The organism is Pseudomonas sp. GL-RE-29 (assembly GCF_019947275.1).
Taxonomy (GTDB): domain Bacteria; phylum Pseudomonadota; class Gammaproteobacteria; order Pseudomonadales; family Pseudomonadaceae; genus Aquipseudomonas; species Aquipseudomonas fluorescens_A.
This window is the reverse complement of sequence record NZ_JAGYGD010000006.1, coordinates 164,551-182,314: the sequence shown is the minus strand read 5'-3', so window position 1 is coordinate 182,314 and position 17,764 is coordinate 164,551. Positions and strand designations below refer to the sequence as shown.

General features: G+C 58.4%; 11 protein-coding genes. All 11 read left to right on the top strand.

The genetic code is table 11. The features are described 5' to 3' along the window. Positions 1-176: 176 nt before the first annotated feature. A complete protein-coding gene (locus KGB21_RS07990) occupies positions 177-917 on the top strand; it encodes a flagellar basal body rod protein FlgF (RefSeq protein WP_034146248.1) in 741 nt (246 codons plus the stop codon). 45 nt (positions 918-962) lie between these two features. Continuing rightward, positions 963-1,748 (top strand): flagellar basal-body rod protein FlgG, encoded by a 786-nt coding sequence (gene flgG / locus KGB21_RS07985; protein WP_034146249.1) that lies wholly within the window; start codon positions 963-965, stop codon positions 1,746-1,748. A 52-nt stretch (positions 1,749-1,800) separates the two neighbouring features. Then, positions 1,801-2,496 carry a flagellar basal body L-ring protein FlgH gene (gene flgH, locus KGB21_RS07980; RefSeq protein ID WP_034146250.1) on the top strand — a complete coding sequence of 232 codons (696 nt, stop codon included), beginning with the start codon at positions 1,801-1,803 and terminating at the stop codon, positions 2,494-2,496. A gap of 18 nt (positions 2,497-2,514) precedes the next feature. Next, positions 2,515-3,624 (top strand): flagellar basal body P-ring protein FlgI, encoded by a 1,110-nt coding sequence (locus KGB21_RS07975; RefSeq protein WP_034146251.1) that lies wholly within the window; start codon positions 2,515-2,517, stop codon positions 3,622-3,624. A gap of 11 nt (positions 3,625-3,635) precedes the next feature. Next, a complete protein-coding gene (flgJ, locus tag KGB21_RS07970; RefSeq protein WP_223504629.1) occupies positions 3,636-4,919 on the top strand; it encodes a flagellar assembly peptidoglycan hydrolase FlgJ in 1,284 nt (427 codons plus the stop codon). 23 nt (positions 4,920-4,942) lie between these two features. Beyond that, a complete protein-coding gene (gene flgK, locus KGB21_RS07965) occupies positions 4,943-7,000 on the top strand; it encodes a flagellar hook-associated protein FlgK (protein ID WP_223504627.1) in 2,058 nt (685 codons plus the stop codon). A gap of 13 nt (positions 7,001-7,013) precedes the next feature. Continuing rightward, a complete protein-coding gene (locus KGB21_RS07960; RefSeq protein WP_223504625.1) occupies positions 7,014-8,561 on the top strand; it encodes a flagellar hook-associated protein 3 in 1,548 nt (515 codons plus the stop codon). 71 nt (positions 8,562-8,632) lie between these two features. Beyond that, complete coding sequence (locus tag KGB21_RS07955) at positions 8,633-12,199, top strand: glycosyltransferase (protein ID WP_223504623.1); 3,567 nt, start codon at positions 8,633-8,635, stop codon at positions 12,197-12,199. A 55-nt stretch (positions 12,200-12,254) separates the two neighbouring features. Next, complete coding sequence (locus KGB21_RS07950; protein ID WP_223504621.1) at positions 12,255-14,984, top strand: glycosyltransferase; 2,730 nt, start codon at positions 12,255-12,257, stop codon at positions 14,982-14,984. Between the two features lie 149 nt (positions 14,985-15,133). Further along, on the top strand, positions 15,134-16,516 hold the full coding sequence (locus KGB21_RS07945) for a bifunctional glycosyltransferase/class I SAM-dependent methyltransferase (RefSeq protein ID WP_223504620.1): 1,383 nt from the start codon (positions 15,134-15,136) through the stop codon (positions 16,514-16,516). Positions 16,517-16,561: 45 nt separating this feature from the next. Further along, positions 16,562-17,302 (top strand): class I SAM-dependent methyltransferase, encoded by a 741-nt coding sequence (locus tag KGB21_RS07940; RefSeq protein ID WP_223504618.1) that lies wholly within the window; start codon positions 16,562-16,564, stop codon positions 17,300-17,302. Positions 17,303-17,764: the final 462 nt, after the last annotated feature.

Sequence of the window (17,764 nt, the reverse complement as noted above, 5' to 3'; positions counted from 1 at the left end):
AACGGCATAACACCGCCGGTTTTTCGTCTCTGATACAAATCCTCTACACCCCCTCAATCTCCCAAGTCCTTTGTTTACCGGGCCCAGCGCCGCCAAAAACAAGTTGGTCTGCAAATTGCTTATGCCTCGTCAGTACAGCAGTGGGCGGCAAACGTCCGGCAGGCAGAGGAAAGATTGTGGACAAGTACCTTTATGTGGCAATGACCGGCGCCAGCCAGAATGCACTGGCGCAAAAGGCTCATGCCAACAACCTCGCGAACATCTCCACCAACGGCTTTCAGAAAGACCTGGAGCAGGCTCGTTCGATGCCGGTGTTCGGTGACAGCTTTCCGGCGCGTGCGTTTGCCATGTCTGAACGCCCGGCCACCGACTTTTCCCCTGGCAGCCTGGTAGAAACCGGTCGCGACCTTGATGTCGCCGTGCAAGGCAACGGCTGGCTGGCAGTGCAGAACCCGGATGGCGGCGAAAGCTACGTGCGCACCGGCAGCCTGGTGGTTGACGCCCTGGGTGTGCTGCGCGCCGGCAACGGCATGCCGGTGATTGGCAACGGCGGACCGATTGCCGTGCCGCCCGAGCAACAGATTGAAGTGGGTGAGGACGGCACCATCAGCATTCGTGCGATGGGCGAAGGGCCTCGCGTCATGGCGGAAGTCGATCGCATCAAGCTGGTCAACCCTGACATCAAGAACATGACCAAAGGCCTGGACGGTTCGATTCACACCAAGGATGGCCAGCCGGCGCAAGCCGATGCCAACGTCAAGCTGGTGTCCGGGTTCCTTGAGTCGAGCAACGTCAACGCCGTGGACGAGATGACCTCGGTGCTGGCCCTGGCCAAGCAGTTCGAGCTGCACATCAAGATGATGAACACCGCCAAAGACGATGACCAGGCCATGGCTCGGGTCTTGCAGATCAGCTAATTATCAGAACGTCGCGCCGTAAAACAGGCGCACGAGGAGAATCGAATGCTTCCGGCTCTATGGGTTGCCAAAACCGGCCTGTCCGCCCAGGACACCAACCTGACCACCATTTCCAACAACCTGGCCAACGTCTCGACCACGGGTTTCAAACGTGACCGCGCCGAGTTCCAGGACTTGCTCTACCAGATCAAACGCCAGCCAGGCGCCCAGTCGACCCAGGACAGCGAACTGCCGTCGGGTCTGCAATTGGGTACCGGTGTGCGCATTGTCGGCACCCAGAAAAACTTCAGCGCCGGCAGCCTGCAAACCACCGAGCAGCCACTGGACATGGCCATCGACGGTCGCGGTTTCTTCCAGATCCTGCAACCGGACGGCACCACGTCCTACACCCGTGACGGTACATTCCACCTGGACTCCAACGGCCAGATCGTCAACGCCAGCGGCTTCGCCCTGGAACCGGCGATTGTGATTCCGAACGACGCGCAGACCTTCACGGTCGGTCGCGACGGCACTGTGTCCATCACCGTTGCCGGCAACCCGGCGTCCCAGGTGATCGGCAACCTGCAAACCGCCGACTTCATCAACCCGGCCGGCCTGCAAGCGGTGGGCAACAACCTGTTCCTGGAAACCGCCGCCAGCGGTGCGCCGCAAGTCGGCACGCCTGGCCTGGCCGGTTTCGGTACCACGCTGCAGAACACCCTGGAAACTTCCAACGTCAGCACCGTTGAAGAGATGGTCAACATGATCACCACTCAGCGCGCCTACGAGATGAACTCCAAGGTGATCTCCACCGCCGACCAGATGCTCTCGTTCGTAACGCAGAATCTGTAATCAAGTCTATGAGGTGGCCATGAGGTCGCCTGCAACACCGTGAGGTAGGGTCATGAATCGCTTCGTTTCTGTTCTGGCACTGAGTGGGATCACCGCGCTCGCAGGCTGCGTGCCTGTGACGCCCAAGCCCAATGATCCTTACTACGCCCCGGTGTTGCCGCGCACGCCGCTGCCGGCTGCCGCGAATAACGGCTCGATCTACCAGGCCGGTTTCGAACAGAACCTGTACAGCGACCGCAAGGCGTTCCGGGTCGGTGACATCATCACCATCACCCTGAACGAGAAGACCCAGGCCAGCAAAAACGCCAACTCGCAGATCGACAAGACCAGCAAGACCGGCATTGGGCTGACTTCGCTGTTTGGCAGCAGCGCCACCACCAACAACCCGTTTGGCAGCAATGACCTGAGCTTGAGTGCGAGTTATGAAGGCGACCGCGCGACCAAGGGTGACAGCAAGGCCGGGCAGGGCAACAGCCTGACCGGTTCGATCACGGTGACGGTTGCCGACGTCTTGCCCAACGGCATCATCGCCGTGCGCGGCGAGAAGTGGCTGACCCTCAATACCGGCGACGAACTGGTACGAATTGCTGGCCTGGTTCGCGCCGATGACATCGCTACCGACAACACCGTGTCGTCGACCCGTGTCGCCGATGCGCGCATCACCTATTCGGGCACCGGTTCGTTTGCCGATGCGAGTCAGCCAGGCTGGTTCGACCGTTTCTTCCTCAGCCCGCTGTTCCCTTTCTAGGTGGCTTTCCAGTTGAGCATGTTGAACTTCAAACACTTGATGGTGGCCGCCCTGATGCTGTGCGCAGCCTTCAACGCTCAAGCCGAGCGGCTGAAGGACATCGCCAGTATTTCCGGCGTGCGTTCCAACCAATTGATCGGTTACGGCCTGGTGGTCGGGCTTAACGGTACCGGCGACCAGACGACGCAAACCCCGTTCACCCTGCAGACCTTCAACAACATGCTCTCGCAGTTCGGCATCAAGGTGCCGCCGGGCTCGGGCAACGTGCAGTTGAAGAACGTCGCGGCGGTGTCGATCAGTGCCGATTTGCCGCCATTCGCCAAACCGGGTCAGCAAGTCGACATCACCGTATCGTCGATCGGTAACTCCAAGAGCCTGCGCGGCGGTACGTTGCTGCTGACGCCGCTCAAGGGTATTGACGGCAACGTCTACGCGGTCGCCCAGGGCAACCTGGTGGTTGGCGGTTTCGATGCCGAAGGTCGTGACGGTTCGAAGATTACCGTCAACGTTCCGTCGGCCGGTCGCATTCCGGGCGGTGCGTCGGTCGAGCGAGCGGTGCCGAGCGGTTTCAACCAGGGCAACAGCCTGACCTTGAACCTCAACCGTTCCGACTTCACCACGGCCAAGCGCATCGTCGACAAGATCAACAACATGCTCGGCCCTGGCGTGGCCCAGGCCATCGATGGCGGTTCGATTCGCGTCAGCGCGCCGCTGGATCCGAGCCAGCGTGTCGACTACCTGTCGATCCTGGAAAACCTCGAAATCGATCCAGGTCAAGCGGTGGCGAAAGTCATCATCAACTCCCGAACCGGCACCATCGTGATCGGTCAGAACGTCAAGGTTTCACCGGCCGCCGTGACCCACGGCAGCCTGACCGTCACCATCACCGAAGACCCGATCGTCAGTCAGCCAGGCCCGTTGTCCAACGGTCAGACAGCGGTCGTGCCACGCTCGCGGGTCAACGCCGAGCAGGAAGCCAAGCCAATGTTCAAGTTCGGCCCGGGCACCACCCTCGACGAAATCGTCCGTGCGGTGAACCAGGTCGGCGCGGCACCAGGTGACTTGATGGCCATCCTCGAAGCACTGAAACAGGCCGGCGCCTTGCAAGCCGACCTGATCGTGATCTGAGGATAGCGAGCATGGATATGCGCAAGAGCGGTCTGGTCAGCAGTAGCGATTCGGGATCGTATTCGGACCTCAATCGCCTGAACCAACTCAAGGTCGGCGACAAGAACAGCGATGGCAACCTGCGCAAGGTCGCGCAGGAATTCGAATCGCTGTTTCTCGGTGAAATGCTCAAGTCCATGCGCTCGGCCACCGACGCGTTGGGACAGGACAACCCGCTGAACACGCCCGCGGCCAAGCAATACCAGGAAATGTACGACCAGCAGCTGGCCGTTTCCATGTCCCGCGAGGGCGGTGGTATTGGTCTGGCGGACGTGCTGATGCGGCAAATGTCGAAGAACAAACCGCTGGCTCCGGGTGAAGCGGCCGCCGCGTCGGCCGCCAAGCAGGAGGCCGCGAAAGCAGCGGTCCAAACACCGGTGGCTGCCGGAACTATTGCCATCAACGGACCGCTGTCGCGGGTCAACGGCGAGCGTCCGTTGTGGGCTTCGCGGTCGGTCAAGGCGCCGACGGGCGAGAGCGCACATCGCAATGACATGGCACTGATCAATCAGCGACGCCTGGCATTGCCACCGAAACTGGCTGATCGGTTGCTGGCGGGACTGGTGCCTTCGGCGACGACTGCGGCCACGACGATGGTCAACAAGACACCGTTGCCTGAGCGTACGACGACCACCGGCGCGGGGCCGCTGTACAACGGCGACTGGCTGGCGAGCGCGCAGCAGGCATCCACTGGAAGCATGCAGGTTTACGGTCGCGCCATGGCGCAAATTCCGTTGGCACCGGCGAAGAAAGCCTTCAGTTCTGCCGACGAATTCGTCAACACCATGTTGCCGATGGCCAAGGAAGCCGCCGACCGCATTGGCGTCGATCCGCGTTACCTGGTGGCCCAGGCTGCGCTGGAAACCGGATGGGGCAAGTCGGTCATGCGCGCCCAGGATGGCAGCAGCAGTCATAACCTGTTCGGCATCAAGGCTGGCAGCAGTTGGCAGGGTGATTCGGCGCGGGCGATCACCAGCGAATTCAGGAATGGCGCGATGGTCAGGGAGACGGCCGAGTTCCGCTCCTACGGCTCCTACAAGGACAGTTTTCATGACCTTGTGACTTTGCTGCAGACCAATAATCGCTATCAAGATGTCGTGAAGTCGGCCGATAACCCGGAACAGTTTGTACGCGAGTTGCAAAAGGCCGGTTACGCAACCGACCCGGACTACGCAAGCAAGATTTCGCAGATAGCCAGGCAGATGACGAGTTACCAGAACTACGCTGCGGCGGGCGCTTCCACCACGCCTTTATAGGCACAAGGATTAAGGTCTGAACCATGAGTTTGCTAAACATCGGGATGTCGGGACTGGCTGCTGGCCATTCTTCGTTGGTGACTACCGGCAACAACATTGCCAACGTCGACACCGCTGGGTACTCGCGCCAGCAAACCGTGCAGAGCACCAAGGGCTCGATTCAGTACGGCAACGTGTTCATCGGCACCGGCACGACGCTGGCCGATGTGCGTCGGGTGTACAACAGCTATCTTGATGCGCAGCTGCAGACGACTACTTCGCTCAACAGTGATTCGGCTGCCTACCTGGGTCAGGTTACGCCGCTCGATACCCTGCTGTCAGACAGTGGCACCGGCCTCAATGGTGCTTTGACCAAGTTCTTTGCCTCGGTTCAAAACGTCAATGCCAAACCGGGTGATGACGCTTCCCGGCAGTTGCTGCTCAGCGACGCCCAAGCCCTGAGTAATCGCTTCAATTCGGTGTCCAGTCAGTTGAACTCGCAGAACGCGAACATCAACGGCAACCTGACGAACATGGCTGATCAGGTCAACAAACTGGCGGCTACCGTGGCGCAGTTGAACAAGAAGATCAGCGAAATTTCCAGCGCCGGCGGCGCACCGAACGAGCTGCTCGATGCTCGCAACGAAACCATGCGCCAGCTTTCGACCTTCACCGGTGCACAGTATGTTGAGCGCGACGGTAACGTAGACATCTATCTGGGGAGCGGTCAGCCGCTGGTGGTTGGCGATACGGTTAGCAAACTGGAGGTTGTCGCGGGTAAAGATGATCCGGGACGTCTGTCGCTGCAGCTCAATCGCGGTTCGAGCACCATCGATATCACATCGATCATGACCGGTGGTGAAATCGGCGGTCTGCTGCGCTATCGCAGCGAAGTGCTCGACCCGGCCATGAATGAATTGGGCCGTGTGGCACTGGTCGTCGCCGATCAGATGAACAGCATCCAGGCCCAAGGTATCGACAAAAACGGCGATTTCGGTTCGAACCTGTTCAACAGCATCAACAGTGCTGCCCAGATGGCCCAGCGCAGCATTGCCTCGGGTAGCAACAGTGCCGGCTCGGGCAATTTCGATGTGAGTATCGAGGACACTGGCAAGCTGACCATCAACGATTACAAGGTCACTTTCACGAGTGCCACCGACTACACCGTTCAGCGCCTGCCAGATAACACCCCGATGGGTAACTTCAGCACGACGACCACGCCTGCCCCGATGATAGACGGCTTCTCGATGTCGTTCAGCGGTGGTGCCGCTAGCGGCGACACCTTCAAGATTACCCCGACGCGTAATGCTGCGACCAACATCAAGACCGAGATGACGGACTCCAAGCGTCTGGCCATCGCGGCGCCATTGGGTGCGGCAATCGCTGCCGGCGGTAGCGGTACGTTGACCATTCCGGCCAGTGGTCAGCCGACGCTGACCACGAAATTCGACATCTACGACGCGACCACTGCTGCAGCGATGCAGAATGGCCTGAAGTACTCCACGCCGACTAAAGTCGTGTTTGGGGACGTTTCCGCCGATGGCACCAGCCAGGCCTATCAGTTTCTGGATGCCAAGGGTGGGGTTATCAGCAGCGGCACGATCAAACCAGGTGAAAACAACACCCTGAGTTTGAGCATACCGCTCAAGGACGCCACAGGTGCGCCGATCCCCCCTGCGCCAGCCACTCAGTACACGGTCAGCTTTGACATGACCGTTGCCGGTTCCCCGGGGAAAGGCACTGCGATAAACGTCTCACTGAGCCAGCCAGGTACTCTGGACAACCGTAACGGTACGGCACTGGCGGGTTTGCAGACCAAGCAAACCGTGGACACGGGGACAGCCAGCAAGGGGATTTCCCTGAGCGATGCTTACGGCAAGCTGGTCGAAGGCGTCGGCTCCAAGGCCGCTCAAGGCAAACTCGACAGTGCCGCGACCGAAGCCATCCTGGCAAATGCCAAGGGTGCTCGTGACTCGCTTTCGGGTGTCGACCTCGATGAGGAAACCGGCAACCTGGTCAAGTATCAGCAGTACTACACCGCGTCTTCGCAGATCATCAAGACTGCGCAAGAAATCTTCAGCACACTGATCAACAGTCTTTAAGGAGTCGTAGCCCATGCGCATTTCTACCGCCCAGTTTTACGAATCCTCGGCTGCGAACTATCAGAAAAATTTCGCTAACGTGGTCAAGTCCAGCGAAGAGGCCAGCAGCCTGGTTCGCGTGAACACCGCGGCCGATGATCCGGTTGGCGCATCGCGCTTGCTGCAATTGGATCAGCAGGCTTCGATGCTGGCTCAGTACAACGCAAACACTAGCACCATCAAGGCCACCCTGGGCCAGGCCGAGTCAGTGATGACCAGCATCACCAACGTGTTGCAACGCGCCAAGGAACTGGCCATTGGCGCCAACAACGCCGGTTACACCGACGCCGACCGTCAGGCCAATGCCGCGGAACTGAGCCAGATCGAAGAACAGTTGTTGAGCCTGATGAACAGCCAGGATGAAAACGGCAAGTACATCTTTGCCGGCTCCAAGGGCGATACCGTTCCGTTCACCCGCAACTCCGACGGTACTTACACCTACAACGGCGACCAGGTAACGCTGAACCTGCCAATCGGCGACACCATGTCGATGGCCACCAACAGCACCGGTTGGGAAGTGTTCCAGCAAGCGATCAATACCAGTCGCACTCAGGTCTCCGGGTCGATGAATGACGGTCTTGTGACGCTGTCGGACGGGCAGGTGTCGTCGAACGTCAAGTACAACAACGAGTTCCGTGGCGGTGAGCCATATACGGTGGACTTCGTCAGCGGGACTCAATTGAGGATTACTGACGGCCTCGGCAACGACGTGACCAATGAAGCCACTCAGGGCGGCGTAATCACCAACGGCCAGAATCAGAGCATCAGCTTTCGCGGTGTCGACCTGACCCTGAACTTCAACGACCCTGCCGCCCCTTTGACAGGCCGTACGTTCACGCTGCAAGGCAAGCCGGACACCTTCAACGTTTCCCGTGGCCCCGGTAACCCGAGCCCGGTACAGACGACCGGTACCCGGATTACTGATCCAGTCGCTTACCAGGCCAGTTTCCCAAGTGGTTCGGCGGTGCTGAAATTCACCAGCGACACCACGTTCGACTTGTACGCCGCACCGATCACCGCCGATAGTCGGCCTGTCTCCAGCGGCACGATGGTGGGCAATACTGCAACCGCATCCGGTGTGGAATTCACGTTGAACAACACCGTGGCCAACCCATTGGCTAACGGCGACCAGTTCAACGTAGCGGTCAACACCCACGAGACCCAGAACATTCTGGATACCGTAAGCCAATTGAAAACGGCTCTGAATACACCGACCAACGGCAATGCCGTCGCGATCCAGAAACAACAGGCAGCAATGACAGCAGGCTTGGGGAACCTTACGAGTGGTATCGATCAGGTGGCTAGCGGCATCAGTTCGATCGGCGGACGCGGTGCGGCGCTGGACACTCAAAGTGAAGCCAACGAAGCCTTGGTGATGGCAAACAAACAGACTCAATCGGCCATCCGTGATTCGGATCCTGCCGACGTCATGACGCGCTTGACCTTGCAACAAAACATGTTGCAGGCCTCTCAACTGGCGTTCAGCAAAATCGCTTCGCTCGGGCTGTTCAACCGGCTCTGATAGAACCTCCTCGCTGCATCCACCCAGGTGACGACTCATCGTCACCTGGCGTTCTTTCCAGGTTTACCCAAATGAACGAACCGCTTCTTGTCAGCATCGCTATTCCTGCCTTCAATCCTGAGTTTTTCCGCGGCACCCTGCTCAGCGCAATCAGTCAGGATTACCCACATCTGGAGGTTGTCATCTGCGATGACAGCTCCGGTCCAGAGATTGAGGCGATCTGCGAAGAACTGGGCAAGACATCGTCGGTAACCCTGCGTTATGTACGCAATCCCCAGCGTTTGGGTTTTGCCCGCAACCTGCTGGCCTGTTTGACTCATTCATCAGGCGAGATGATCAAGTTCCTCTGCGACGATGACACCCTGATTCATCATTGCGTCAGCCTGCAAGCCAAAGTGCTGCAGGAAAATGAGGAGGTCAGCATAGTGATCGGCCAGCGATTACTTTGCGATGCTGACGACATACTGCTTCCTTCTCGTTTTCTCAATTGCTTGATCTCGCCAGCGAGTGCAGTGCTCCATGGCACTGACTTGCTGGCATGTGTCGCCGATAATACGGTCAACCTGTTTGGCGGTATCAGCCATGCCCTGTTCCGTCGTGGCCAGGTTGAGGAATACCTTGAAACCCTGGTGCAGGACGGCCAGGGTTTTGTCGCACGCCTGGACATGGCCCTGTACATCTGTTTGTTGCGTCGCGGGCATCTCGCCAGTCTGGACCAACTCTTGAGCTTTGAGCGCATTCATGCGGGCAGGCTCAGTCATCAGGTGGCAATGACTGAAGCGGTTGCCGCTGAGAGTGAGTGGCTGCTGCAGATGCTGGCCGCGCGCACCAGTGAGAAGGCTCCGGCCGACGGCTATGTTCGTTATCTGCCGTTGGCGTCGTATTACGGTGGCGGTGAGCCGGCATGGGAAGAACTGGACGTTCGAAATTTCCTGACCAAACAGATCGCGACCTTCAACCAGCAGGTGGGTACGCACAGCCTTGATTTCGCTGAGTTGTATGGCGAATGGCTGGAGTGTCGTAGTTTGTCGGAGGGTCAGCTACGCCTGCTACCCAAACGCATCGAACAGTGGCCCTGCCAGCCGCGCATCATGCCGGTGGTGTTTTGTGATGAGGGCGATGAGCTTGCCCTGCGCGCGACGTTGGACAGCCTGAAGTCACAGTCGTATGTTGCCGACCGTATTCTATTGCTGGGTTCCGCCAATTCAACGCCCCCGAATGTTGCCGGGGTTCAATTTCAGGTTCGCCAAGGGGACGGATTCAAGCAGGTCAACACCTTACTGGCGAATGACGGTCAGGTGGACTGGATACTCCTGCTGCAGGCGGGTGATCGTCTACATCCCCATGCATTGGTCATCATGGCCGAGCGCATGGCATTGCGTGCGGACACGTTATGCCTGTACAGCGATGAAGGCACGCATGATGGGCGTGCGTCCTCCATGCCGATCTTCAAACCGGATTTCAATCTCGATCTGATGCGCAGCTTCCCCTACGTGGGGCGTCAGTTGGCGTTCAAGTGTGAGGCGTTATCTGCGATAGGCGGGTTCGACGAACATTATGCGGGTCTGGCTCCACACGACTTGCTCTGGCGTTTGGTCGAAACCCACGGTGTGCATGTGGTCGAGCATATACCTGAAGTGCTCGTACAGACTCAGTCAAGTTACGCCGACTGGATGAGTGAGCCATCCATCCAGGCGCTTGCCGCACCCGTGGTGCGCGCGCATCTCCAGCGTCTGAACGTATCGGCCCAGGTAGACGGTACCCCGGATAGTCTGATAACCCGAGTGCACTATCAGCACGAACAGTCGGCCAGTGTGTCGATCCTGATTCCGGCCTCAGTGGACCTGCTCACCTTGCGGCGTTGTGTAGAGTCTCTGTTCGAGCACACCCGTTATGGTCCGTATGAGGTACTTCTGATCGTCAGCGGTGATGAGTCTGCTGATGTGCAGGGCTGGTTGAGGGCGATGGAAGGGCTGGGCAATGATCAGTTGCGGGTTGTGCGCGTTCAATCCCAATGTCGGGCGCAGAGCCTGAATCAAGCCAGTGAGCATGCGCGGGGCGATTACCTTTTGGTGCTGGATGCGCAATGTGCATTCTTCGACGAGCAGTGGCTTGGCGAACTCATGCTCCAGGCGCAGCGTCCAGAAGTTGGAGTAGTCGGGCCCAAGCTGCTCGGCCGGGATGGCACGGTCGCATCGGGTGCTTTGGTATTAGGTCTTAGAGGGCTGGCAGGTAATCCATTTTTGGGTCGTGTCGGTGATAGCAGTTATCTGGACCGCTTGCGCCTGGTACAGAATTGGAGCGCCTTGAGTCTGGATTGCTTGTTGGTACGGCGGGAATTGTTCCGTGAGCTGCAAGGACTGGACACTGATTCGCTGCAGCAAAGTTGGTTCGATGCCGACTTGTGCCTGCGGGCACGCGAGCTTGGCTACCTGGTCGTTTGGACGCCTTTTTCGAAAGTGGCTCGATTGGGCATGACTAGCCCGTCTGCGAACATCGATCAAGAGGCCGATCAGCAGGCGTTCTACCAACGCTGGCTGCCCAGCGTCGCTTGCGACCCCAACTACAATCGGAACCTGAGCCTGACCCAGGGAAGCTTCAACCTTGAACCCGGTTTGCGTAATGGCTGGGATCCTTTCATTGATCGAGCGATGCCTTCAGTACTGGCCTTGCCATTCAATGCTTCGGGTGTCGGCCATTACCGCGTCATCCAGCCATTCACTGAGTTGGAGCGCGCCGGCTGGATTCAGGGGCGACTCAGCTACAACATGCCGAAACCGGTCGAGGCGGAACGTGAAAAGCCGGATGTGATTATCGTGCAGTTGCGCTATGCGAACGAGAGCATCAAGGAAATCGCGCAACTCAAGCAGTTCTCCAGTGCCCGGCGAATCTTTGAAATCGACGACTACGTTATTGATCCGCCGAAAAAGAACGACCATGTCCGAAACTGGCCCGGCAATGTGGGGCAAAAGCTCAGTCAGGCCATTGGCTTGTGTGATCGGCTGGTTGTTTCCACCGAGCCTCTGGCCGATGCGCTGTCACATATGCATCACGATATTCGCGTGGTACCCAACATGCTGGCGGCATCGTTGTGGACCGGGCTGACCAGTGAGCGCCAGACGAGCATCAAGCCAAGGGTAGGGTGGGCTGGCGGTACCAGCCACCGAGGTGATCTGGAGCTGATGCTGGAGGTGGTCCAGAGCCTGGCCGATGAGGTCGACTGGGTATTCTTCGGCATGTGCCCGCAGATGCTGCTGCCCTACGTGAAGGAGTTCCATGTAGCAGTACCGCTCGCCCAGTATCCGCAGAAGTTGGCCAGCCTTAACCTTGATTTGGCCCTGGCCCCGCTTGAGCAGAACCTGTTCAACGACTGCAAGAGCAACCTGCGGCTGCTGGAGTATGGCGTGTGCGGCTTTCCTGTGATCTGTACCGACACCAAAGCCTATGCCGGCTACCTGCCATGCACGCGGGTACGTGAAAACTCGACTGAACAATGGCTGGAGGCAATTCGCATGCATTTGTCGGACCCTCAAGCCAGCTACCGCCAGGGCGATGCCCTGCGTGAAGTAGTGTTGCGAGATTATCTGCTTACACCGCGACATCTGCAGCACTGGGCGAATGCCTGGTTGGCGGACTGAATCCTGACGCTCGGCCACGCCGGGCGCTGAACCCATCATTTGAAACAGGTACGCTATGAACGCAATCGCAACCGGATCGCGCAATGATGTAACGGTCGTTCTGCTTGGGCATGAGCAAGTCGATCACCGTGCACGGGCACAGCACTTCTATCAGCAGGCCGACGTGCCATGTCTGGCGCTGGAGTCATTGCAGGCCAGCAGCAGTGCGTTGTGCAATCAACGGCTGATTGAGGCGCTGCAACAGGTGACAACGCCGTTGGTGATGCTGGCGCTGGATTCTGACTTCATTTTGCCCGCAGCCCTGGACAACGCCGCCGTTCGTTTGCAGGCTCCTTCGCAGTCAATGGGGGCTCAGGGTTACGCATTGGCCTATGACGCAGGCAATGGGCAAGTGGCCTATCATAAAGTCGGCGCTGCCCTGGCACCTTTGTCCGAGGAGAACGCCACTGCTCGTTTACGTCAGTACGCCGACGCCGCTCAACCCGCTTGGCGAGCAGTACTGCGAATCGGGGCTTTGCAGAGCGCACTGGCGCTGTTACCTGACCAACTGGATTTTTCCGGCTGGCGTGTCGCGTTGTCCTACGCACTGCTGGCACAAGGTGGAATCGAATCGCTCGAGCAGACCGATGTGGTATGTGAGTACGCGCCTTGCACGCTGCCAATTGCCGCTCGGGAAGAGCAATTCACCCAAGCCGTTCGCGCATTGCTGCAATGGGATGCGGCCGGGTTCGGCCTGTGCACCGATGAGTCTGGTTTTACCCTGCTCAATGGTTTTGTCCGCAACACTTACAGCTCGCAGGAACAGCCGCTTCTCTTCACCTCGACCTGGGCGAATGTTACAGAGGGGCCAGAGCGGGTGTTCGAGCCGCGTCAGTTCGTCGAACTGCCTTACTACAACGGGGCGTTGTTCAATTGCCTGACCACGCTGGAGTTCCTCTGTCATGGTTGGCCGACGGGGGAGAAGCAGTACCAGACTCTAGAGGGCAATTGGGTCCGCCAGCGCGAGCTTCTGCTGGTTCATCCCAACGATACTCCCGGGAGTCTTCAGCATCGCTACTTCCAAGCGCTGGCGCTAGGTCTGTTCAATCGTGAAGTCTGTCAGCGGCTGGCCGATTCCTTGACCGGCGAGAGCGACGAAGCCAATGCCGGCGAGATGAATGATTGGCTCCAACGGTTGGCGCAGATCCCGTCGTACGATCCGCAGCACAGCCTGGCCGCTACGAGCTCTGGCCAGATACTTGCGAAGCTGGCTGCAGCGACTCCGGATGATGCAGCGCGTGAGCGTGTGATGGCGCATCTGGCGCGCTCGCCAGGCGAGCAAATTGCCTTTGTGGTTCTGGACCTGGCCAACGATGACAGCGCGCTGCAGGCCACCTTCGACAGCCTGGTCGCCAGTGGATTGCGCAATTTCAAGTTGTTGGTTCTCAAGGCTGGCAAGCCGCCGGTGATCACCACGCCACGCGATGCCTTGCACTTCATTCAGGTTACAGAAAACAACTGGATCGCCCACCTGAACCAGGCAGTGCGTCAATTGCCGAGTGAATGGCTGCTGTTGACGCAGGCGGGTGACCAATTGCTCACGGGCGGATTGCTGCACCTTTCGCTGGAACTGAGTAACGCTGCGGCCTGCCACGCTATTTGTGCTGACGAAGTGCACCGCGATAAGGACGGGCGCTTGAACAGCGTCATACGTCCAGGTGCCGATCTTGATCTGCTGCGTGGCCAGCCGGCCCTGATGTCTCGCCACTGGCTGGTACGACGTCAAACCGTGCTTGATCTGGGTGGCTACAGCGATGCCCAGCCTCAGGCCGTCGAGCTTGATCTGTTGCTGCGACTAGTGGAAGCGCAAGGCGTGGCCTGCCTTGCTCACCTGGATGATTACCTGGTGCTTGGCGAACAATCGTCGCCGGCGTTGACCACTCAAGCCCAAGTGGTGCTGGAGCGCCACCTGAGACAGCTGGGCTATCGCGGTCACGTCAGTGACAGCGGCGTATCCGGGTTGCAGATCGATTTTCGTCATGCCGCTACGCCATTGGTCAGCATCCTGGTAGCGAGTGAGGAGAGCGTTGCGCCGTTGCAGGCGTGCCTGGCCAGCGTGCTGCAGCGCACGCGCTACCCGCGTTATGAAGTGATAGTGGCTTGCGCTGGTAAAGACGCTGCTAATGAAATAGCCGTGCACCATGGGTTGGGTAACCGAGTTTGGGTGTTGAACGCAGAGTCTGGTGCTACGCGCAATGACTTGCTCAATCTGGCGGCGAGTCAGGCCAAGGGCGAGTATCTGGTGCTGTTCTCGGCGGGTGGAGAGGTCATCAGTCCCGCCTGGCTCGAAGGCTTGCTCAACGAGGCCCAGCGTCCGGAAGTTGGCGTTGTGGGAGGCGCGTTGTATAGCGCTGATTCAACCTTGGCTCATGCCGGTTATGGCCTGTTGAGTGGTCCACAAGTTGATACACCTTGGCTGGACGCCGCTGATCAGTGGCACTTGTCAGTGCGTGGTTGCGCGGCCGTTTCCGGGGATTGCCTGATGGTGAACAAGGCACTGTTCGAACAGTGCGGCGGTTTGCAGGCTCTGCCTGGGGCAGATATTGAGTTGTGCCTGCAAGTACAGGACGCGGGCCTTACGGTTGTCTGGACACCGCAGGCTCAGGTTCGCGCCACAGGCCTGTCGGCACCTGATGCCAGTGTTGCCCAGGCGCTGGCCGAACGCTGGCCGCAGGCTTTTAGTGGCCGGGCGTCTGACGAGCGACTGAGTCCTGAGGGCGAGTTGTCCTGGATGGCGATGTTGTAATCGCCCTGGCGTGATTTGATTGTTTCAAGTGAGGCCGCTCTCTGGTCAGGGAGCAGCCTGACGTTGTGGTTCACTGAGTATCCTGGCGCGCGATACAGCGGCGCCGTGGGTCGGGTGTCCTTGTCAAAATTCAATAACGAAGTGCCCGCATGAAACCTATTCGAATCGTATGTGGAACGCGCGTGTCTGAGCAGGAGTTTTCCACGAAGACTGCTCTTGGCCGATCCTTGTTGATCCACCAGGCGGCCAATCCTGTGGAAATCAGACTGTTTGCAGAGAACAAGCAGGGGCTTTCGACCATCTACAACCGCGCCATTGATGAGGCCAGGGACAATCCTGCCATTCTGGTGTTCGTTCATGACGATGTGCACGTGTGTGACTTCTTGTGGAGCGAGCGGCTACGCGAAGGGGTTGTCGCGTTCGATGTTGTCGGGCTTGCAGGCAATACACGGCGTGTTGAAGGTCAACCCGCCTGGGCCTTTGTTGATGATCGGTTCACTTGGGATCAGGCGTGCCACCTGAGCGGTTTGGTCGGGCACGGTAACAGTTTCCCGTGCGCTGTCTCGAGTTTCGGGCCTGTACCTCAACCCTGCAAATTGCTCGATGGGTTGTTGCTTGCGGTGGACAGTGAGCGCCTCGAACAGGCCCACGTACGCTTTGACGAGCAATTTGAATTTCACTTCTATGACATGGACTTTTGTCGCTCGGCTGAACTGAATGGGTTAAGCATGGGCACATGGCCGCTGAGCGTGGTCCATGAAAGTGGAGGGGCGTTCGGTACACCCGCATGGCGCGAGAGCTTTGGCCGCTATCAAGACAAGTACGCCATGGCAAGCACCCCAAAGCCTCAGGAGGCGAATGTGCAGAAGCAAACTCCGGTTCATCAATTCCATAACCCAGATCTGCTCAAGCTGATGCCTGCCAATGCCCGGCGCGTTGTGGAGATCGGTTGCAGTTCGGGTGCTCTTGCACGCGAATACAAGAAACTCAATCCACATGTTCATTACACCGGGATCGAGATTGATCCGGGCTATGCGCAACTCGCGCGCGAGCACTGTGATCGCGTGCTTGACATGAACATTGAGACGGCCTGTGCCGATCTGATTGCTGGCGATCTGGCCGCTGACTGCTGGGTCTTCGGGGATGTGCTTGAACATCTTTACGATCCATGGGCGCTCTTGCAGAAGATCCGTGAAGCCAGCGCACCTGGAAGCTGTATCGTCGCGTGCATTCCCAACGCCCAGCACTGGAGTGTTCAGGCTCGACTCAGTGTGGGTGATTTCCGCTACGAGGATGCAGGGCTGTTCGACAGAACGCATATTCGCTGGTTCACGCTGGTCACCATGCTCGAATTGTTTACTCAGGCAGGCTGGACTGTCGAGGCGGGGGTGCCGCGTGTTTTTGACGAGCCTCAGCGCGAAAAATTTCTCCCGATGATCCATGCGATGGCTGCCGCGGCTGGAAGAGATCCTGAGATGGCTGTTCAGGATGCGCTGCCATTGCAGTATGTGTTCAGGGCTGTGGCCGGTTGAACTTCGGCGTTAACTTATCAAACTCGAATTGGAAATTTTAAATTCATGCATCCCACCGCAATGCAAAACGGACGAGTGTTTTTCGATACCTACCTGGGCGAAAGTTCGACTTCCCTGGTATTGGAAATAGGTGCGCAAGACGTCAACGGCTCACTTCGAGACGTTGCTCCGGCGGGCGTGCGCTACATTGGCGTGGACTTTGTCGTCGGCAAGGGGGTCGATGTCGTCCTCACCGATCCGTATAGCCTTCCGTTCGAGAGCGAGTCTGTCGACGTGATTGTCAGTTCCTCATGTCTTGAACATTCGGAGATGTTCTGGCTGTCGTTTACCGAATGCCTGAGGATTTTGAAGCCTGACGGACTGCTGTTCATCAACGTACCCTCCAATGGTGCATTCCATCGTTACCCGGTTGACTGCTGGCGCTTTTATCCTGATGCAGGGAGTGCACTGGTCACCTGGGCCAAGCGCCAGGGGATGAACCCGGCGTTGCTGGAGTCCTTTATCACGCCGCAGCATGAGGACGTATGGAGCGACTTTCTGGCAGTTTTCGTCAAGGACCAAGACTGCGCCCGCCGGCATCCGAACCGGATGATCAAGGCGATCGAACGATTTGAAAATGGAAAGGTTTCCGGCAGCGAGCAGATTTTCAGCTACGAAGAGTTCCCGGAAGATCTCCGCCGATTGAATGCTGCTGTTCAACGATTGGCCGAGATGGAAGGGCGTGAAGCCGTGGTGAAGGATGTCCTGGAAAAGTTGCTGGACTTTACCAAGGGTCAGGCGAACTAAGCGCCAACCCTGCACGCCCCGCCCCCGGCCGCCAGCTGCTGGATCTGTGCATCCCTTGAGGACAGGCAATCGGTGATGACCGCGAGGTCAGCCGATTGCGAGTGCACGGGGGCACCTTGTGCATCCGTCTGGGTATTTGGCCATTGGCAGGCTGATACCCGCCCGCCCCAATTTGACGGGCCAGTTACTCCTCCTGATTCTGATTCATGCCCTGCGTCCCATTGTCCACTTGCTAGAGCGCCTTGCCTTTTCAACGCTGGGGCTTGGGATGAGTCGTGCGTGGTTTCTGTTCCTATCGGCAACCGATTCGACAAAAGCGCGTGACTTGGAAGTCACGGCGCGCATCTTCACTGTTATCATTCCCGCAATCGGGATCAGTTGAGCCGGCGAGCGGCGTTGCCAGGAGGTTTATTACCTGGTTACCTGCCTGCGTTCGTGGTGCTTGGTGGGCATTTTGCTTTT